This window comes from Actinoplanes sp. ATCC 53533, from assembly GCF_003947245.1.
This window is the reverse complement of sequence record NZ_QHHV01000046.1, coordinates 213,519-232,399: the sequence shown is the minus strand read 5'-3', so window position 1 is coordinate 232,399 and position 18,881 is coordinate 213,519. Positions and strand designations below refer to the sequence as shown.

Genomic DNA, 18,881 nt, shown 5'->3' with positions numbered 1-18,881 from the left:
ACTGCCGCTACCTACGCCATCGACCGCTTACCCCGAAGATTGAGCGGATCCGCGCCGATGAGCCTGACATGCGCTGGCTCCGGTTGATCCCGCTCCTCGCGGCCGCCGCCGGGTACGTGATCGTGCCCGCGCCCGACCGCGCCGTACCGCGCCCCGCGGTGGCGTTCCTGACCGCGGACGCCGCCCTCGGCTACACCCAGGAGATGACGATCGGCTTCGGCTTCGGCGTCGAGCGGGTGCCCGGCGTGTGGCACGACGAGGCCGGCACCGGCATCGGCGACACCGCACGGCAGTTCACCACCCTGCGCGACCTGCGGAAGAGCCATCCGGGCGGCCTGTCCGTCTTCACCCAGAGCGCGGAACTGCTGGCCGGTGCGCTCGCCCAGACGGTGGCGGCCGGTACGCCGGTGGTGGCCGTGGACTTCCCGCCCGCCACCGGATCGGGGGTGTCGCTGTACATCGGCAACAACAACTACCTGCTGGGGACGATGCTGGCGCAGCAGGCCGCCGACCGGCTGCCCGGCTCGTCGGCGGGTGTCGTGGTGCTGGGCACCTCGGTGCCCGGCGCGCCCGCGCTGGACCTCCGGATCGCCGGCATCCGCGACGAGCTGCGCCGCCTGCGGCCGCGGCTGATGGTGCTGGGCCCGTTCGACACCAAGCAGGATCCGGCCGCCAACCGGGCGGCGTGGCGCATCCTGATCGAGGCGAACCCCACCGCGCTGGCGTTTCTGGGCACCGGCGACGCGGACGCGTACAACCTGGCGTCGATTCGGCTGCGGACCAACGGCGCCTGGGTCGCCGGCGGCTTCAGCGTGGACCGGCGGGCCCTGCGCGCCGTCAAGTCCGGCAACCTCGTGCTGGTCTCGCCCGAGCTCTTCCTGCAGGGTGCGGTGGCCGGCATGCTGCAGGCGGCGCACGCCAAGTACGCCACCCCGCTGCCGCGGGGCTGGATCGTCACGCCGGGCCTGCCGATCACCGCGGGCAACGTCGACCGGATCCTGGAGCGCCAGGAGGCGCTGGGTAATCGCTCGCGATGGTTCCAGCGCCTGGCGGACGACATCGTGGCCAGGCCGGATGCCTACCTGCGACCGCTCGGTGCCGCCGGGTGCCCGTCAGCTCACGCCGAGGCTGGTTGCCATTGAGCGCGCCTGGGCGACCGCGTCCTGCCAGCCCTGCGCCGAGGCCTTGGCGCCGGTCTCCACCTTGTCGAGCTCGTCCGCGTACACCTGAGCGAGCGTCGAGTCGGACGGCGCCTCGTACGCGCGCGGCGCCTTCTTGGCCGACTCGCCGAACACCTCCACCGTGCGCTGCCCGCCGAAGAACTCCTCCGGCTGGGTCATCCCGGGCTGCTCGTACGCCGCCGGGGTGGACGGGAACAACCCGGCGTCGACGAAGGCCCGGGCCTGGTTCTCCGGCGACAGCAGCCAGCGGATGACGGCGAAGGACTGCGCCGGGTCGTGGGCCGCCGCGGGTATCGCCAGGAACGATCCGCCCGAATTGGCCCCCGCGGCCGGCCCGGCGGCGACCCGCCACAGCCCGGCGGTGTCCGGCGCGGTCTGCTGGAGGTCGAGCGCGTGCCAGGCCGCACCGAGTTCCGCCGCCAGCGTGCCCCCGGCGATGCCCTCGCGCCAGGCCTCCTCGTCGCTCTGCACCTTGGCGCTGAGTCCCCAGTCGCCCAGCCGGACGGCGCAGTCCCACGCGGCGCGCACGTGCGGCTGATCCCCGACGAAATGGTTGCTCGCGTCCACGAAGCGGATCGAGCCCTGGCTCATCCGGATGGCGAACACCTGGGTGCCGCTCGCCAACAGCCGGACGCCGGGCACCGCCTTGACGATCCGGCGACCCACCTCGAGGAACTTGGGCCAGGACGCCATCAGCGTGTCGACCCGCTCCGGTGAGTCCGGCAGCCCGGCCCGGCGGAACACGTCCGCCCGGTAGAACATCGCGGTGGGCCCGATGTCGATCGGGAAGCCGACCAGCCGGCCGTCGAAGGTGCTGCCCTGCTGCCACTTCCACCGCAGGTAGTCGTCCTGCACCTCGGCGGCGCCGAGGGTGTTGAGATCGACGAACCGGTCGGCCCGGGGCAGGAGCGACGCGATGTCCTCGCCCTTGATCCCGACGATGTCCGGCACGTCCTGCTCCCGGTCCAGCACGGCGAGCAGTTGTTGCTTGTAGTCGCCGGAGAGCACCGAGACCTTCAGCTCGGTGCGGCCGGCGAACTGGGTGACGGCGTCCGCGAGCACCTTCTCGCTCAGGCCGCCGGGCCAGGACCACAGCGCGGTCGTGCCGGCCTCCGAGGCCGCCGTGCCGTCGCCGCAACCGGCGCCGAGCCCCGCGCACGCACCCGCCACGCCCAGGCCCAAAACACTTCTCCGGGACATAATCATCGATCTCGGACCTCCCTGAGGGAGGCTACCCGCCGCCGGTGGCGGTGGGCCGGGAAACGCGTTTCGTCGTCAGGGCGGCTCTCGCTCGCCGGCTGAGATGGTCATCCTTCGCATCCTCCGGAGGCTGGGGTGGTTCAGCGCCGTTCAGCTCCAAGAACGCCAGTTCGCTCCGCAGCACCAGGACGGCGCCGCCGATCGCGGCCGCGTCCGCGCCGCTGGTCGATGCGATGACCCGCAGGGGGTGTGCGCGGCGCGCGAAGGCTCTCCGGTGGGTTTCTTCCCGGATGACCGACTGGTAGATGGCGCCGGCCGCGGCGAAGCTGGGGCCGGCGAGGACGATCAGGTCGAGGTCGAAGAGGCTCATCATGGTGACCGCTCCGGTGCCGAGGTGGCGAGCGGAACGGACGATGAGATCGGTGGCGGTCGGATCGCCCGCACTGGCCGCGGTCGCGATCCGGCCGAAGTGCGTCATGACGTCGACGTCGTTCGGGTCGAGCCCGAGCCGCCGGCCGAGGCCGGCGGTCCGCATGGCCTGTTTGATGACCGCCGGGGGACCGGCGTAGTTCTCCAGGCAACCGAAGTTGCCGCAGTGGCATTCGTCGCCGTTGATGTCGATCGTGATGTGGCCGATCTCTACGCTGTTCGAGGAGCTGCCGCGGTAGACCTGGCCGGCGGTGACGACGCTCCCGCCGATCCCGCTGGCCATGTAGATGCATCCGTAGGCGGCGTGCGGCTCGACGGTCCCCAGCCAGAACTCGCCGATCGCGGCGGCCGCGGCGTCGTTGTCGAGCAGCACCGGGAGCCCGAGGATGTCGGAGAGTCGCGGCGCGACCGGGTAGCCGAACCACTCGTCGGTGGGCTGGGCGGTCAGGAGCACGCCGGATTGCCTGTCCTGTGGTCCGTAGCTGGCCAGTCCCACCCCGAGGACCAGGTCGCGGTCCACGCCGGCGGTTTCCAGCAGGGCGTCGACCCGGGATGCCACCAGGGGTAGCGCCTGGTCGGGCGGGAGCAACGCGGTACCCAGGAACGAGGTCCTCGCGGCCAGCCGGCCGGCGAGATCGACGACGACGATGACGCAGATGTTCCGTTCGAAGAGCACGCCGACGGCGTACCGGGCGGTGGGATTGAGCTGCAGCAGCGTGCGGCGCTTGCCGCCGGTGGAGGCGCCGCGGCCCACCTCGACGACCAACCCGTGCGCGATGAGTTCCCGGACGACCTGGGTGATGGTGGGCGGGGTCAGTCCGGAGTTCGTGGCCAACTCGATCCGGCTGATGGTCCGGGCCGCTCGGATCAGGTCGAGCACGACACCGCGGGTCTTCGGCCTACGGGCCGGCTGGCCGGTCGTCATCGATCTCCTTCCGCTGGACTCGTCCTCGACGTGGCGGCTAGCCAGGTTCTCGACGGGCGGCCGGGTCGTCCTCCCAGCTGTCGGTGTAGTGGTCGTAGGCCGCGGTGGCTCCGGCCGCGGTGACGGCCTCGGGATCGAAGTCGTCGCGCCGGTGGCGGACGTGGGGATCGGGCGACGCGGCGGCGAGGAGCTTGGTGTACGGATGACGAGAGTCGAGGATCACGTCGTCCGCGGGGCCGCGCTCGACCACTCGTCCGTTCAGGAGCACGAGGATGTCGTCGGCGAAGTGCCGGGCCGTGGCGAGGTCGTGGGTGATGTAGAGGACCGCGAGGTTCGCCTCCCGCTGCAGCCGGGCGAGCAGCCTGAGGACGTCCAGCCGGATCGAGACATCCAGCATGGACACCGGTTCGTCGGCCACGATGACCTGGGCTCCCGGGGCCAGGGCGCGGGCGATCGCGACGCGCTGGCGCTGGCCGCCGGACAGCTCGTGGGGCCGGCGGCGGATCATCTCCCGGCCGGGCAGCATGACGCGATCGAGCAACTCGATGACCTGCCGCGTGGTCTGCTCCCGGCCCCGCGATCGGTTGTGCAGTCGAAGCGGCCGGGCGATGTGGTGCCCGACGCTGTGAAACGGGTTGAGCGAGGCGAACGGGTCCTGGAACACCATCTGCACGTGATCCCGATAGGCCCGGTCCGGCACGGGCTCGCCGCCGGGGCCACGCAGGACGACCTTTCCGCCGGTGGGTTTGTCGAGGCGGGTGATGATCCGGGCGATCGTGGACTTTCCGGATCCCGATTCGCCGACCAGGGCGACGGTGCGTCCGGGCGCGATCGTGAAGGAGACGTGGTCCACGGCGCGGAGCCGGGCTCGCCGGAGTGGTCCGCCGCGGATGGGGAAGTCCTTGACCAGGTCGCGAACCTCGAGAGTGGTGCTCATCGGGCGCCTCCAGGCGGTGCGGCCTCCGGCTCGGAGATCCGGAGGAAATCGCCGCGCTCCCCGGTCAGGCTGGGGAACGAGCCCAGCAGTTTCCGGGTGTAGGGATGCCGCGGCTGAGTGATGATCTGGTCGGCCGGCGCGTACTCGACGATCCTGCCGTCCTGCATGATCGCGATGCGGTCGCCGACCTCCAGCAACAGCGGGAGGTCGTGAGTGATGAACAGGACGGCGAACCGCAGCCGGTCGCGCAGTCGGAGCAACTCGCGCAGGATCCCGCGCTGCACCACCACGTCGAGGGCGGTCGTCGGCTCGTCGAGGATGACGATCTGAGGTTCGAGCAGGAGGGCCATGGCGATCATCACCCGCTGCCGCATCCCACCGGACAGCTCGTGGGGGTACGCGCTGAGCCGCCGTGGGTCGACTCCGACCAGAGTGAGCGCCTCGGCGCAGCGCTTGTGGCGCTCCTGCCGCGACAAACCGGGCCGGTGGGTGGTGAGAACGTCGGCGAGTTGCGCCCGGACGGAGAGCACCGGGTTGAGGGCGTTCATCGCGCCCTGGAAGACCATCGCGAGCTGTGACCAGCGGAATACCCGGAGATCGTCCGGCTCCAGGGCGAGTACGTCGATGTCCTCGCCGCCGCGATCGTGGAAGGTGACGGTGCCCGCGGTGATCTCGGCAGGCGGTCGGTGCAGGCGGTTGATCGCGTACGCGAGGGTGGTCTTTCCGCAGCCGGACTCGCCGGCCAGTCCCAGAATCTCGCCCCGGTGCAGGGTCAGGGTGACGTCGCGGACGGCCTGGACCGGCCGGGAGGTCTGATAGGCCACGGAGAGGCCCTGGATGCTCAGCACGGCGTCGTCGTCCGGACGCGTGGCAGGGCGCGCCCGCCTCGGCTGATCCGCCGTCCGGTGGCGGTGGAGGTCGCGCAACCGAGGGTTGATGATCTCGTCGATGCTGAAGTTGATGAGGGCGAGCCCGCAGCCGGCCAGCGCGATGATCAGTCCGGGTGGTACGAACCACCACCAGGCGCCCCGTTGCAGCGCGAAGCCGTTCTGGGCGTAGTTGAGCATGGTCCCCAAGGTCGCGGAGTTGGCGGCCCCGAGTCCGAGGAACGACAGGCCGGCTTCGCTGAGGATCGCGGCGATGATCGCGAAGACGAACTGCGTGGCGAGGACCGGTAGCAGGTTCGGCAGGATCTCCACGGCGACGACCCGCCACGGCCGCTCGCCGGCGACCCGCGAGGCCAGCACGTAGTCCCGGCTGCGCAGCGAAAGGGTCTGGGCGCGCAGCACCCGCGCCGAACCGGCCCATCCGGTGAGGGCCAGCACTGCGGCGATGGTCCAGGAACCGCGGGCGTCCACCGGGACGAACGCCGAGATGACGATCACCAGCGGCAGGCCCGGAATGACCAGGAACACGTTGGAGAGCAGCGAGAACGCCTCGTCGACGAGCCCGCCGACGTAGCTGCCGACGATGCCGAACAGGGCCGAGAGCAGGGTCGCCATGACGCCGACCAGGATCCCGATGTAGAGCGAACCCCGCGTCGCGTGGGCGAGCTGCGCCAGGACGTCCTGCCCGGTCTGGGTCGTGCCGAGCAGGTGCGCGGCGCTGGGCGCGGTCAGCCCGATGTCGCGGATCGCCTCCGGGTCTCCGACGACGGCCGGCCCGGCGACGGCCCAGAGGGCCATCGCCACGATGATCCCGGTGCCGACGACCAGCTTGGGGGAGCGGCGGGGCAGCATGTCCCGCCAGTCGGCGCGCCCTGGCGCGGCGGCCGGCTCAGTGCTGATGGTGGTCATTGCCGCCGCCTCAGCCACTGGTCCGGATGCGGGGATCCACCAGGCCGTACAGCAGGTCTACCAGCAGGTTGGCGGCCAGCACGGTGACGGTGATGATGAGGAAGATGCCCTGCATGAGGGCATAGTCGTTGCTCTGCACGGCCTGCAGCAGCTTGGCGCCGATGCCCGGATAGGCGAACACCTGTTCCGTCACGATCGAGCCGGCGACGACGAAGCCGAGCGAGATGGCGAAGCCCGCCACCGTCGGCAGTACGGCGTTGCGCGCCGCGTACCAGATCATGATTCGACTGTTCCGCAGTCCTTTGGCCCGGGCGGCGAGCACGTAGTCCTCGGCCGCGACGGACACCATCATGTTGCGGGTGCCCAACAGCCACCCGCCGGCGGAGGAGATCACGATGGTCGCGGCGGGCAGCACGCCGTAGTACAGGGCGGATCCCAGAAACGGTCCGTTCCATCCCTGGTCCAGCGTGACGTCGTACCCGCCGAGCATGGGGAACCAGCCGAGGGACGATCCGAACACCGCGACGAGCAGCAGCGCCAACCAGAAGTACGGCACCGCGGACAGCACCGTGGTCGCCGGCACCAGCGAATCCAGCCAGCTGCCGCTACGCCATCCGGCGACCACGCCCAGAACCGTGCCGACCAGTACCGAGATCAGGGTGGCGAGCCCCACCAGTGTCATCGTCCACGGCAGCGAGGTCGCGATGACCGTCGACACGGGGGTCGGGAAGTCGCTCACCGAAACGCCGAACTCGCCGGTCGCCATGTTGCCCAGGTAACCGAGATACTGGTGGACGAGCGACTCGTGGCTATCGGTGCCCAGCAACAGCTCGTAGGCCCGCCGGGTGGCCGGGTCCGGGCTGCCGCCGCGCTGCTGGAGCTTCGCCATGAGAATGTCGACGGGGTTGCCCGGCAGCATCCGGGGGATGAGGAAATTCAGCGTGAGTGCCGCCCAGAGGGCGACCAGATAGAACGCGAACTTGCGCAGGTAATACCGCATCGGCCGGGTCGCTCAGTTGCCCGTGGGCCTGAGGCGCTTCATGACCTCCGCGTTGTCGGGGGCCTGCCAGACCGCGGGGACGGCGTACAGGTCGTCCTGCGTCGGCCATCCGGTGAACTTCGACGCGTGGTACTCCGTGATGGTGCCTTGGGTGAGCACCGGGATGTACGGCATCGTCTGCTCGATGCGCGTCTGGATGGTGTCGTAATACGGCTGCCGGGCTGCGGTGTCCTTGGGGTCGGTGCGGGTGAGGCCGGCGAGGGCCCGGTCGACCTCGGGATCGGAGAACCGGCTCCAGTTCTGCGCGGCCCGCGTGCCGACCTTCGCCGTCGTGCTGGTGGCGAAGAAGTAGCTGTAGAGGTAGTACGGGTCGGGCGCGGGCCCCTGGTTGAGCGAGTCCAGGATGAGTTGGAACTTGCCGTTCTGCCGCTGCTGGGTCCACTCGTTCCAGGACAGCTGCTGCACGGTGAGCTTGATGCCGGCCTGCTTGAGCTGCTGGGTCACGGTGCTGAGGGTGGTGATGTAGTCGGACCAACCGGTGACGACCAGGGCCGTGAGGCTCAGTGGCTTGCCGTTCTTCGCGTAGATGCCGTCGGCGCCCTTGACGTAGCCGGCGGTCTCCAGTTGCTGTTGGGCCTTGGCCACGTCGGGCTGCATCGGGGCGGTCCGTGCCTGCAGCTGAGGGGAGAGCACGGCGTCGTCGCGGTTGAGGAGCGCGAAGCCGGGCGAGATCTCGCTGGAGGTGTTCTCGAAGGCCAGCGTGTTGATCTGGGTGCGGTTGAGAGCGTGGTAGATCGCCTTGCGAACGGCCGGATCGGTCTGCGGTCCGGTGCACCCCAGCGCCGTGTTGCTGCAGGTGTCGAGCACGATCTGGTTCAACGGGACCGTGGAAGCCCGGTATCCGGGGTAGTTCTTCTCGATGTTCTTGATGTCCGGCACCGGGCCCGTCTGCCAGTCGAGCTGCCCGGCCTGCAGGGCCTGTTGTCCGGACTGGTTGCCGGACAGCGCGAGGAAGCGAACCTTCTTGACGGCGGGTGCGCCGTCCCAGTAGTTCGGGTTGGCGGCGTAGGTGAACGCCTGAGGCTTGAACTCGGCCAGGGTGAACGGGCCGGTGCCGACCGGGGCACTGATCGGGTCGGCCGCCGGGTTGGCGATGGCCTTCCATTTGTGCTCGGGCACGATGTAGATCCGGCCGAGGATGTTCGGGGCGGTCACGAACGACGGCTCGCCGAACTTGATCACTATGTGCGTGTCGTCGGATGCGGTGGCCGTGCCGCTGTATCCGACGCCGTTCGCCTCCTTGTGCTTGGTGAGCATGTCCAACGTGAACAGCACGTCCTGGGCGGTGAACGCCTCGCCGTCGGACCACTTCACGCCGTCGCGCAGGGTGATGCTCAGCTGGGTGCCGTCGGCGTTCCATGAGTACGCGGTGCCCAACCTCGGCTGGGGTGGTTCGGCCCGCAGCACGTTGAAGAAGAACAACGGCTCGAAGATCGTTCCGATCCCGCCGATGTTGCTGGTGTACGGGTTGAAGTTGACCTGGTAGTCGCTCGCCTGGCCGGTGTAGGCCACGAGCGTGACATCGGTGCCCTGCTTGCCGCCCCCGGAATAGCCGCAGGCCGCGGCGGTCAGCACCGCGGCGGTCAACACCGCTGTCGCACGGGCTCGCATCATCGTCTTCTTCCAGACCATCGCTGGTCCTCCCATCGCTGTGATCACGAGCCGTGCGTCGGCACGGCGCTGACCGGCCATTTTTAAGTCACTAAAGTAAGTACGTCAAGACCCTCATCGATATATTGCGGTGGGCCGGAAACGGTAGCGCGATATGAGCTATTCATCCATATTTTCGAGCGGCAACGCAGGCCCTCAGGTCATCGCGGGCCGGCGGCGGACAGCGAGGATGTTGACTTAGTTTCGGTTCCTAAATAAGAATTCCGCAGATCGCCAGGGGAAGGGACCCGCCGTGATCCGTCAAGAGCTAACCGACCAGTGGCACCTGCGTGCGGTGCGCGGCCCCGTTCCGCAGGACGTCCTCCCGGGATGTTCCGTGGGCGCCGAGGTGCCGGGCAGCGCGCACCTCGATCTGCTCGCGGCGGGTGTCATCCCCGATCCGTTTCTGGACAGCCACGAAGGCGACCTCGCCTGGATGCACCGGGTGGACTGGGAATACTCGACGGTGTTCCGGGCCTCGGCCGTCCGGCCCGGTGAGCGCGTGGAGCTGGTGTTCGACGGCATCGACACGGTGGCCACCGTCCGGCTCAACGACCGGGTGCTCGGTCACCCGGCCAACATGCACCGCGGTTACCGGTTCGACGTGACGCGGGCGCTGCGGCCCGGCGACGCCAACCACCTGGTCGTGGAGGTGGCGTCGGCGCTGGCCTACGCCGAGGGCATCGAGGCCGAGGTCGGCTGGCGGGAGCGGGCCTACCGGCACCCCTACAACGCGATTCGCAAGATGGCCTGTTCCTTCGGCTGGGACTGGGGACCCGACCTGCAGACCGCCGGCATCTGGAAGCCGGTGAGGCTCGAGCGATGGGACGCCGCGCGGCTCGCCGAGGTTCGCCCGCTCGTGACCGTCGGCCCGGACCGCACCGGACGGGTCGAGGTGCGCGCGCGGATCGACCGCGCCCGGCCCGGCGCGTACACGATCGTGGTCCGCGTCGACGGGGTGCACAGGCGTGTGGTCGTCCCGGGCGACGAGGCGACGCTGACCGTGGTCGTTCCTCAGGCGCGTCTGTGGTGGCCGGTGGGCTACGGCGACCAGCCGCTCTATGAGCTCGAGGTGACGCTCGAGGCCGACGGGAGGCCGGTGGACTCGTATCGCCGGCGCGTGGGCTTCCGCACCGTCACCGTGGACACCGGCGCCGACGAGCACGGAAGCCGGTTCACCTTCATCATCAACGGCACGCCGATCTTCGCCAAGGGAGCGAACTGGATCCCCGACGATCACTTCCTGACCCGCATCGACCGGGACCGCTTGACGCGGCGGGTGGATCAGGCCGTCGGCGCCCACCTGAACATGCTGCGGGTCTGGGGCGGCGGCATCTACGAAACCGACGACTTCTACGACGTCTGCGACGAACGCGGCGTGCTGGTCTGGCAGGACTTCCCGTTCGCCTGCGCCTTCTACGCCGAGGACGAACCGCTGCGCGGGGAGATCGAGGCCGAGGCCCGCGAGAACATCACCCGGCTGGCCCCGCACCCGTCGCTGGTGCTGTGGAACGGCAACAACGAGAACCTCGTCGCGCACACCGACTGGCCGGGATGGCGGGACCGGCTGGCCGGCCGCAGCTGGGGCCTCGGGTACTACCGGGACCTGCTCCCGGCGCTGCTCGCCGAGCTGGACCCGACCCGGCCGTACGCACCGGGCAGCCCGTACAGCCCCGGCGAGGTGGCACCCAACGACGCCGGCCATGGGACCCGCCACGAATGGGACGTGTGGAACAGGCTCGACTACACCCACTATCGCGACCACATCCCGCGTTTCTGCGCGGAGTTCGGCTTCCAGGGGCCGCCCACGTGGACCACCCTGACGCGGTGGATCCACGACGAGCCGAGGACACCCCGTTCGCCGGGTTTCCTCGCCCATCAGAAGGCGTACAACGGCAACGAGAACCTCAGCCGCGGCACGGCGCCGCACCTCGCCGTCCCGGACGACTTCGAGGACTGGCACTGGGCGACCCAGCTCAACCAGGCTCGCGCGGTCGCCCTCGGGGTGGAGCACTTCCGCTCCTGGTGGCCGCGGACGGCCGGGGCCCTGGTCTGGCAGCTCAACGACTGCTGGCCGGCCACGTCATGGGCGGCGATCGACAGCGACGAACGGCCGAAGCCGCTCTACTACGCGCTGCGGCACGCCTTCGCGCCGCGGCTGCTCACCCTGCGACCGTGGGACGGCGAACTGGTCCTGGTGGCGGTCAACGACAGCGACGACCCGTGGGAGGCCGAAGCGCCGGCGACGCGGCAGACGTTCGCCGGTGAGACGCTGGCGGCCGCACGGTTGCCGTTCTCGGTCGCGGCCCGCTCCGTCGGGCTGATCCCGTTGCCCGCGATGCTGCTGACCCCCGCCGAACCGGCCCGCGAAGCCTTGACGATCACCACCCCGGACGCCCGGGTATGTCACCTGTTCGCCGAGGACCGGGACGCGGCCCTCGATCCGGATCCGCTCACCGCCACCGTGACCCGGGTGCCCGGCGGCTACCGGGTCGACGTGCACGCGGAGTCGTTCGCGCACGACGTGGCCCTGCTGGCCGACAAGGTCGCGCCCGACGCGACGGTCGACGACATGCTGGTGTCGCTCGCCGCCGGCGAGTCGGCCACCTTCCGGGTACGCACCGCGGCGGAACTGCCGACACCGGCCGACTTGGTCTCGCCACGCGTGCTGCGCTGCGCGAACACCCTGAGCGCCGAGCGGGTTCCGCCGTCGCCGTCGGGATAGCGCGTCACACCGTGGTCGTGGCCGGCGCTTCGCCGGTGGGGGACGGTGGTGGTCGGGTGCTGTCCGCCGAGCGGCCCGGTCCGAGGGTCAGCTCGCTCTGCAGGACGAGGACCGCCCCGCCGATCGCCGCGGCGTCGGACCCGCTGACCGAGGGCACGACCCGCACCCGGTGGGCCTGCCGCGCGAAGGTGCGGCGGTCCACCTCCTCCTGGATCACCGACTGGTAGATCGAACCGGCGACCGCGAAACTGGGCCCGGCGAGGACGATCATGTCGAGGTCGAACAGGGTGGCCATGGTGACCGCGGCACAACCCAGATAGCGGGCCGACTGTTCGATCAGGCCGAGCGCGGTCGGGTCGCCGGCGTTCGCCGCGGCCGCGAGCCGGGCGAACTCGGCGAGGAAGTCGTCACCGGTCGGGTCGAGCGCCAGCCGCCGGGTCGCCAGCGCCTGTCTGACCAACGCGGACGGTCCGGCGTAGTTCTCCAGACAGCCGCGATTGCCGCAGGGACACTCGTCCCCGTTGACGTCGATGGAGATGTGACCGATCTCCACGCTGTTCGACGAGCTGCCGCGATAGACCTCGCCGTTGACCACCACGCCACCGCCGATCCCGGTGGCCATGTAGATGCAGCCGTAGGTGCTGCGCGGCTCCACCGCGCCCATCCAGTACTCCCCGATCGCGGCCGCCGCCGCGTCGTTGTCCAGCAGGACCGGCAGGCCGAGGCTCTCGGCGAGGCGGTCGGCGACCGGGTAGCCGAACCACTCCTCGGTGGGCTGCGGAGTCAGTAACACACCGGCCCGCCGATCCTGGGGCCCATAGCTGACCAGGCCGACCCCCAGCACCTTGCTCCGATCGACCGCCGCCGTGTCGAGCGACGCGTTCACCTGCGCGGCCACCAACGACAGTCCACGCTCCGGCGGCATCGACGCCACGCCGCTGAACGACGTCCGTGCGATCTGCCGCCCGGCCAGATCGACCACGACGATCACGCACGTGTTGCGTTCCAGGTGCACCCCGACGCTGTAGCGGGCCGGGGGATTGAGCTGGACGAGCATCGGCCGCTTGCCGCCCGTCGACGCACCCCACCCCGCCTCGACGATCAGACCGTCGACCATGAGCTCACGCACGACCTCGGAGATCGTCGGTGCCGTCAAACCGGTCGCCGCTACGAGCTCCACCCGGCTGATCACCCGTGCCGCCCGAATCAGGTCGAGCACCATGCCGCGGGTCTTCGTCCGACTTGCCCAGATTGGGCTCGTCACCTCACCACCTCCCACACCCTCGCCATCCAAAAGCTACCTCACTTAGCCCACCCGCCGGACGAACGGCTCCGTCTCCAGGCGCTCGTCCGGGGCGCTCCCACGCCTCCCGTGGCTGCCGTTGTCCCTGGATACCGCCTTTCCATTGACTTCCGTAAGTTCTCTAACTAAGAATGCTGGAAGCGCTCCCATAAAGACTCATCCCATCGATCACTCGGACAGAGGGGATCAGATGAAACATCGTCATGCACTGCTCGCCGCCGGCGCCGCCGTAGTCCTCACGGGCAGCATCGCCACGGCCACGCTGCCCGCGTCGGCCGCCGCCACCGGCTGCGGTGTCAGCTACACCGTCCAGAGCCAGTGGCCCGGCGGGTTCACCGCCAACGTCGCGATCACCAACCTCGGCGCCGCGCTCAGCGGCTGGACCGTGACCTTCGCGTTCCCGAACGCCGGTCAGCAGGTCAGCCAGGGCTGGAGCGCCACCTGGACGCAGTCCGGGGCGAGCGTGTCCGCGGCCAGCCTGAGCTGGAACGGTTCCCTGGGCACCGGCGCGTCCACCGCCATCGGGTTCGCCGGCGCGTGGACCGGTGCCAACCCGGTGCCCGCCTCGTTCGCCCTCAACGGCACGACCTGCACCGGCTCGGTGACCACGCCGACCCCCACCAACACCGTGAGCCCGACCCCCAGCACCAGCACTCCGCCCGACCCCGGTGGTCCCGCACCGCGGCTGCGGGTGTCCGGCAACAAGATCGTCACAGCGGACGGCAAGCCGTACCGCCTGCTCGGGGTGGACCGCTCCAGCGGCGAATACGCCTGCGTGCAGGGCAAGGGCCAATGGGACGGCGGCCCGGTCGACCAGGCCTCGGTCGACGCCATGAAGACCTGGAACATCCACGCCGTGCGTCTGCCGCTGAACGAGGAATGCTGGCTCGGCCTCAGCGGCTCGCCCAACGGCGCCACCTACCAGCAGGGTGTGAAGTCCTACGTCAATCTGCTGGTCGCCAACGGCATCAACGTGATCCTCGACCTGCACTGGACCACGGGCGCCTACAGCAACGGGCCGGACTGGCATTGCAAGGAAGCCACCGCGACCTGCCAGAAGCCGATGCCGGACGCCGCGTACGCCCCCCAGTTCTGGACCGGCGTCGCGAACGCCTTCAAGGGCAACGACGCGGTCGTCTTCGACCTGTTCAACGAGCCGTACCCGGAGATCGGCAGCGACTGGAACAAGACCCTGGGCTGGCAGTGCCTGCGCGACGGCGGCACCTGCGCCGGCCTGCCCTACCAGGTGGCCGGCATGCAGGACCTGGTCGACGCCGTCCGGGCAACCGGCGCGACCAACCTCATCATGGTGGGCGGCCTGGAGTGGGCCAACGACATGCGGGAGTGGCTGGCCTACAAGCCGGTTGACCCACTGAACAACATCGCCGCCTCCTGGCACGCCTACAGCTTCAACGCCTGCGCCACCGCGTCATGCTGGGACACCCAGATCGCCCCCCTCGCCCAGCAGGTGCCCGTGGTGCTCGGCGAGTTCGGCCAGGACAACTGCGGCTACGACTACATGGACACGCTGATGCGCTGGGCCACCGCACACGGCCTGTCCCACCTGGCGTGGACCTGGAACCCCTGGGGCTGCAGCACCGGCGCCGTCCTGATCAAGGACTGGAACGGCACCCCCGAACCCGGCGTCGGTGAAGGCTACAGGGCCCACCTCCGCACCCAGAGCCCGTACGCGACCCCGTAACAGACAACCCCCAGCGGCTGCCCGGGCCCGGCCTCCTCCAGCACGTGGTGGCTCGGCCCGGGCCGGTGTCCTGCGGCAACCGGCGGTAGGAGGCCCTGCCGTCACCTGCTCCAGCAGAAACTCCCTGGCCCGGCGTACGCGGTGTCTGCCGTCCCAGGTGTGCCAGCAGCGCCGCCCAGACCCAGGTCGTCGACGGCGCGTGGATCGCGCTGCGGACCTTCGCCACCACCTTCATGACGGCTGGGCGGTCGGGGTCCAGCCGGGCCGGGGCGTGGCGGCCAGCAGGAGCCTGGTGTAGTCCTCCCGCGGCCGGTCGAGGATGTCCTCGGTGCTGCCCCGCTCGGTGATCCGGCCCCGGCGCAGCACGATGACGTCGTGGGCGATCTGCCGGACGACGGCGAGGTCGTGGGTGATGAAGACGTACGCGGTGCCGGTGCCGGCCTGCAGGTCGTTGAGCAGGTTGAGCACCTGGGCCTGCACCGACACGTCGAGTGCGGACACCGCCTCGTCCAGGACGAGGACCTCGGGCTGGGCGGCGAGCGCCCGGGCGATCGCGACCCGCTGCCGTTGTCCGCCGGAGAGGGCTCGGGGGGTGACCGTGGCGTGCCGGGCGGACAGGCCGACGGCGTCGAGCAGTTCCAGCACCCGCCGCCGGCGTTCGTGGCGGTGCGGGTGGGTGTGCAGGGCGACGGCCTCGGCGACCGCGCTGCCGATGGTCTGGCGGGGGTCCAGGGAGGTGAACGGATCCTGCGCGACGAGTTGGAGTTGGGAGCCGCGGTGGCGGCGGACGCGGGTGGACCGGGCCGGGCGGGTGCGGTCCTCGCCGCACACCTCGATCGTGCCGGAGGTGGCCGCGTGCAGCCCGGTGAGGATGGCGCCGATCGTGGATTTGCCGGCCCCGGACTCGCCCACGAGCGCCAGCGTCCTGCCCGGCGACACGGTGAAGGAGACGTCGTCAACGGCGGTGTGCGCGGCCGCGCCGACACCGTACCGTTTGACCAGGTGGTTGACCCGGATCACCGGTTCGGCGGTCATGCTCGCTCACCGGTGCCGCCGGGAACCGGGTTCCCGGGTGTCGCCGGGTCGAGGCCGGTCGGGTGCTGGGCGACGCTGGGCAGGAGGGGGTCGAGGGCTCCCGCGGCGATTTCGGCGGCGCGATGGCAGGCGACCGTTCCACCCGGGTGGGCCGTCGGGGCCGGGACCTCGCTGCCGCAGACCGGCAGCGCGACCGGGCACCGGGCCGCGAACGGGCAGCCGGGCCCGGCGTCCGCGGCGGAGACCGGCGCGCCGGGGATGACCGGGATCCGGGGCAGCCGGATCCCCACCGGCGGGCGGGATGCCAGCAGCGCCCGGGTGTACGGGTGCAGCGCGGCCCGCCGGATCGTTCGGCTGTCGGACACCTCGAGCACCCGGCCGGCGTAGAGCACGACTATGCGGTGGCAGACGGCCATCGCCAGGTCGAGATCGTGGGTGACGAACAGCATCGCGATGCCGCGGTCGCGGCGCAGCCGGTCGGTCAGCGCCAGCACCTCGGACTGGGTGGTGACGTCCAGCGCGGTGGTCGGCTCGTCGGCCAGCAGCAGGGCCGGGCCGGCGAGCAGGACCGAGGCGATCATCACTCGTTGCAGGAGGCCGCCGGACAGCTCGAAGGGGTACTGCCGCATCCGGCGCAGCGGGTCGGTGATGCCCATCCGGGTGAGCGTCGCGGCGGCGGCGGTGGCGGCGGCCGTGCGGTCCTCGCCACGGTCGCGGGCCGGCTCCAGCAGGAAGTCTCCGACGGTGTGCATCGGGTTGATCGCGGCCCGCGGGTCCTGGAAGATGTAGCCGACCTGGGTCTGGCGGTATCGGCGCAGATCCTTGCCGCGCAAGCGGTTGACGTCGTGCCCGCCGACCAGGACGTCGCCGGTGATCCGGGCTCCGGGTGGGGTGAGCCGCCCGACGCAGCGCAGCGTCATCGACTTGCCCGAGCCGGATTCCCCGACGATCCCGACCGCCTCGCCGGCCCGGAGGGTCAGGTCGATGCCGCGCAGGATCGGCAGGTCGGCGCCGTCCGCGCCGAGGATGTCCAGGCGCAGGTCCCGCAGGCGGAGCAGCGGGTCCGCGGCAGGTTCACTGTTCACGGGGCCGCTCCGGGTGTGCTCGTCGTGCGGGCCGGCCGCGGCCTGCGACGTGGGCGGGGGATGTCGCCGGACAGCCGTGAGCCGAGGACGAAGAGGCTGAGCACCGTTGCCACGACCAGGGTTCCGGCGGCGATAACCTGCCCCGGGTGCCGCTGCAGGATCGCGTCGCGGTCGCTGAGCATGACGCCCCAGTCCGCTGTCGGCGCCTGCACGGCCAGGCCGAGGAAGGACAGCGCGGCGAGGTCGATGAGGGCGTAGGCGAAGGTGATCGTGGCCTGTCCGGCGATGATCGGGGCGAGGTTGCGCAGGAGGTGCCGGCCGGCGATCTTCGTCACGGACTGCCCCTGGACGCTGAGCGCGTCGATGTACGGCAGGCGCCGTTCGTGCTCCGCGGCGGTCATCGTCAGTCTCGCGATGTAGGGCAGGTAGGAGACGGCCAGGGCCAGCACGGCGGGCCACAGCCCGGGTCCGTACAGGGCGATGGTGAGGATGGCCAGCAGCAGGCCGGGGATGGAGAACACGATGTCCAGCGCCCGGGTGATCAGCCAGGACACGATGCCGCCGTGCCAGGCGGCCGCCAGGGCCAGCGGGATGCCGACCAGCAGGGAGAGGAAGACGATGGCGGCCGGCCCGAGCAGGCTGGTCCGGGCGCCGAAGATCAGGCGGGAGGCGATGTCCCGGCCGGTGGCGTCGGTGCCCAGCCAGTGCGTGCCATTGGGCGCGGCGAAGGCGGACAGCAGGTCGCCGTGGTTGGGGTCGGCGGGGGCCAGCAGCGGTGCGAACAGGGCCATCAGCGTGACGGCCGCGACGACGGCGAGCGCGGCCCAGCCGGTGACGCCCAGCCGCGGCGGGCGCCACGACTGCCGGCGCGGGGCGTCCGCGGTCGGCGTGGCGGCGGGGGCGGTCACGCGACCACCGGCCGGCGCAGTCCCGGGTCCAGCGCGGCGACCAGCAGGTCGGCCACCAGATTGATCAGGACGAAGGCGCCGACCAGGAGCAGGCAGGTCGCCTGGACGACCGCGAAGTCCTTCTGCTGCACCGAGTTGAGCAGGACCTGGCCGATCCCGCCGAGCCCGAAGGCTTGTTCGACGACGACGGCGCCGGCCAGCAACCCGGCGATCTGCAGGCCGGCCACCGAGATGACCGGGCCGGCCGTGTTGCGCAGGACGTGGCTGCGGATGAGCCGCGGCCGGGACAGTCCCCGGGCGACGGCCGTCTGGACGTGGTCGGACGCCAGTTGCTCGCGGGCGCCGGCCCGGGTGATCCGGGCGAGCAGGCCGCTGGCGATGATCGCGAGGCTGACCGCCGGCAGGGTGAGGCTGTGCAGCCGGCCGCCGACGCCGTCGGCCAGGCCGTAGCTGGGGAACCAGCCGAGGGAGACCGCGAACACCGAGACGGTGACGCCGCAGGCCACGAAGGCGGGGATCGCCGTCGCGACGGACATGGTGAGGTTGATCAGTGCGTCCAGGGGACCGGGGCGCAGCGCCGACAGCAGACCCAGCCCGACCCCGGCGACGATGAGGAGCAGGGCCGCGTAGGCGACCAGCGCGGACGTGACGGCGAGCGGAGGTCCCAGGACGCTGGTCACCTTCTGCTGGGACACCATCGAGGTGCCGAGGTCGCCGTGCAGCACCTCGCCGAGCCAGCGCGCGTACCGGGTGAGGAAGGGCTGGTCCAGGCCGAGGTGATGGCGCACCGCGGCCCGGACCTCCGGTGCCGGATCGCGGGAGCCGAAGATGATCGACTCGGGACTGCCGGGGGAGACGTAGACGCTGGAGTAGATGACGAAGCTGGCGGCGAACAGCGTGACCAGCAGCCCGGCGAGCCGCTTGAGTGTGAACCTGAGCATCCCC

General features: G+C 70.7%; 14 protein-coding genes. 3 read left to right on the top strand and 11 right to left on the bottom strand.

Annotation, left to right across the window (positions count from 1 at the left end):
* Nucleotides 1-68 precede the first annotated feature (68 nt).
* Nucleotides 69-1,142 (top strand): sugar ABC transporter substrate-binding protein, encoded by a 1,074-nt coding sequence (locus DMB66_RS16935; RefSeq protein WP_125805029.1) that lies wholly within the window; start codon nt 69-71, stop codon nt 1,140-1,142.
* Here DMB66_RS16935 and DMB66_RS16930 read toward each other — a convergent pair.
* Genes DMB66_RS16930 through DMB66_RS16905 form a run of 6 tightly spaced genes read right to left on the bottom strand, consistent with a single transcriptional unit; the run spans nt 1,113 to nt 9,160 of the window.
* Nucleotides 1,113-2,387, bottom strand: a complete 1,275-nt coding sequence (locus DMB66_RS16930) for an ABC transporter substrate-binding protein (RefSeq protein ID WP_125805028.1) — start codon at nt 2,385-2,387, stop codon at nt 1,113-1,115. The genes DMB66_RS16935 and DMB66_RS16930 overlap by 30 nt on opposite strands.
* Nucleotides 2,388-2,412: 25 nt before the next feature.
* Complete coding sequence (locus DMB66_RS16925; RefSeq protein WP_125805027.1) at nt 2,413-3,735, bottom strand: ROK family transcriptional regulator; 1,323 nt, start codon at nt 3,733-3,735, stop codon at nt 2,413-2,415.
* Nucleotides 3,736-3,772: 37 nt separating this feature from the next.
* Complete coding sequence (locus DMB66_RS16920; RefSeq protein WP_125805026.1) at nt 3,773-4,672, bottom strand: ABC transporter ATP-binding protein; 900 nt, start codon at nt 4,670-4,672, stop codon at nt 3,773-3,775.
* Complete coding sequence (locus tag DMB66_RS63750; protein WP_125805025.1) at nt 4,669-6,468, bottom strand: dipeptide/oligopeptide/nickel ABC transporter permease/ATP-binding protein; 1,800 nt, start codon at nt 6,466-6,468, stop codon at nt 4,669-4,671. The genes DMB66_RS16920 and DMB66_RS63750 overlap by 4 nt, the downstream gene beginning before the upstream one ends.
* A gap of 10 nt (nt 6,469-6,478) precedes the next feature.
* Nucleotides 6,479-7,468 carry an ABC transporter permease gene (locus DMB66_RS16910; protein ID WP_125805024.1) on the bottom strand — a complete coding sequence of 330 codons (990 nt, stop codon included), beginning with the start codon at nt 7,466-7,468 and terminating at the stop codon, nt 6,479-6,481.
* Nucleotides 7,469-7,480: 12 nt separating this feature from the next.
* On the bottom strand, nt 7,481-9,160 hold the full coding sequence (locus tag DMB66_RS16905) for an ABC transporter substrate-binding protein (RefSeq protein WP_199752417.1): 1,680 nt from the start codon (nt 9,158-9,160) through the stop codon (nt 7,481-7,483).
* Between the two features lie 271 nt (nt 9,161-9,431).
* Here DMB66_RS16905 and DMB66_RS16900 point away from each other — a divergent pair, with 271 nt between their 5' ends.
* Nucleotides 9,432-11,903: a glycoside hydrolase family 2 protein gene (locus DMB66_RS16900; protein WP_125805023.1), complete on the top strand. Its 2,472-nt coding sequence runs from the start codon at nt 9,432-9,434 to the stop codon at nt 11,901-11,903.
* A 4-nt stretch (nt 11,904-11,907) separates the two neighbouring features.
* Here the strand turns inward: DMB66_RS16900 and DMB66_RS16895 are convergent, their stop codons facing one another.
* Complete coding sequence (locus DMB66_RS16895; RefSeq protein WP_125805022.1) at nt 11,908-13,167, bottom strand: ROK family protein; 1,260 nt, start codon at nt 13,165-13,167, stop codon at nt 11,908-11,910.
* Nucleotides 13,168-13,396: 229 nt separating this feature from the next.
* Between DMB66_RS16895 and DMB66_RS16890 the strand changes: the two genes are divergently transcribed.
* The gene (locus tag DMB66_RS16890; RefSeq protein ID WP_125805021.1) at nt 13,397-14,908 is read left to right on the top strand and encodes a cellulase family glycosylhydrolase; all 1,512 of its coding nucleotides are present in this window, start codon (nt 13,397-13,399) and stop codon (nt 14,906-14,908) included.
* A 231-nt stretch (nt 14,909-15,139) separates the two neighbouring features.
* On the opposite strand, the gene DMB66_RS16885 is transcribed toward DMB66_RS16890, so the two are convergent.
* The 4 genes from DMB66_RS16885 to DMB66_RS16870 are packed head-to-tail and all read right to left on the bottom strand — an operon-like array spanning nt 15,140 to nt 18,877.
* A complete protein-coding gene (locus tag DMB66_RS16885; protein ID WP_125805020.1) occupies nt 15,140-15,943 on the bottom strand; it encodes an ABC transporter ATP-binding protein in 804 nt (267 codons plus the stop codon).
* Nucleotides 15,940-17,028 (bottom strand): ABC transporter ATP-binding protein, encoded by a 1,089-nt coding sequence (locus DMB66_RS16880; RefSeq protein WP_199752415.1) that lies wholly within the window; start codon nt 17,026-17,028, stop codon nt 15,940-15,942. Before DMB66_RS16880 ends, DMB66_RS16885 begins: the two co-directional genes overlap by 4 nt.
* Nucleotides 17,025-17,936: an ABC transporter permease gene (locus DMB66_RS16875; RefSeq protein WP_199752413.1), complete on the bottom strand. Its 912-nt coding sequence runs from the start codon at nt 17,934-17,936 to the stop codon at nt 17,025-17,027. The genes DMB66_RS16880 and DMB66_RS16875 overlap by 4 nt, the downstream gene beginning before the upstream one ends.
* Nucleotides 17,933-18,877, bottom strand: coding sequence for an ABC transporter permease (locus tag DMB66_RS16870; protein WP_125805019.1), 945 nt, complete (start codon nt 18,875-18,877; stop codon nt 17,933-17,935). The genes DMB66_RS16875 and DMB66_RS16870 overlap by 4 nt, the downstream gene beginning before the upstream one ends.
* Nucleotides 18,878-18,881: the final 4 nt, after the last annotated feature.

Excerpts from the sequence above, each read along its gene's own strand:
- DMB66_RS16885 (WP_125805020.1), bottom strand. The coding sequence starts at position 15,943 with ATGACCGCCGAACCGGTGATCCGGGTCAACCACCTGGTCAAACGGTAC.
- DMB66_RS63750 (WP_125805025.1), bottom strand. The coding sequence starts at position 6,468 with ATGACCACCATCAGCACTGAGCCGGCCGCCGCGCCAGGGCGCGCCGAC.
- DMB66_RS16905 (WP_199752417.1), bottom strand. The coding sequence starts at position 9,160 with ATGGTCTGGAAGAAGACGATGATGCGAGCCCGTGCGACAGCGGTGTTG.
- DMB66_RS16920 (WP_125805026.1), bottom strand. The coding sequence starts at position 4,672 with ATGAGCACCACTCTCGAGGTTCGCGACCTGGTCAAGGACTTCCCCATC.
- DMB66_RS16910 (WP_125805024.1), bottom strand. The coding sequence starts at position 7,468 with ATGCGGTATTACCTGCGCAAGTTCGCGTTCTATCTGGTCGCCCTCTGG.
- DMB66_RS16890 (WP_125805021.1), top strand. The coding sequence starts at position 13,397 with ATGAAACATCGTCATGCACTGCTCGCCGCCGGCGCCGCCGTAGTCCTC.
- DMB66_RS16935 (WP_125805029.1), top strand. The coding sequence starts at position 69 with ATGCGCTGGCTCCGGTTGATCCCGCTCCTCGCGGCCGCCGCCGGGTAC.
- DMB66_RS16925 (WP_125805027.1), bottom strand. The coding sequence starts at position 3,735 with ATGACGACCGGCCAGCCGGCCCGTAGGCCGAAGACCCGCGGTGTCGTG.
- DMB66_RS16930 (WP_125805028.1), bottom strand. The coding sequence starts at position 2,387 with ATGATTATGTCCCGGAGAAGTGTTTTGGGCCTGGGCGTGGCGGGTGCG.
- DMB66_RS16870 (WP_125805019.1), bottom strand. The coding sequence starts at position 18,877 with ATGCTCAGGTTCACACTCAAGCGGCTCGCCGGGCTGCTGGTCACGCTG.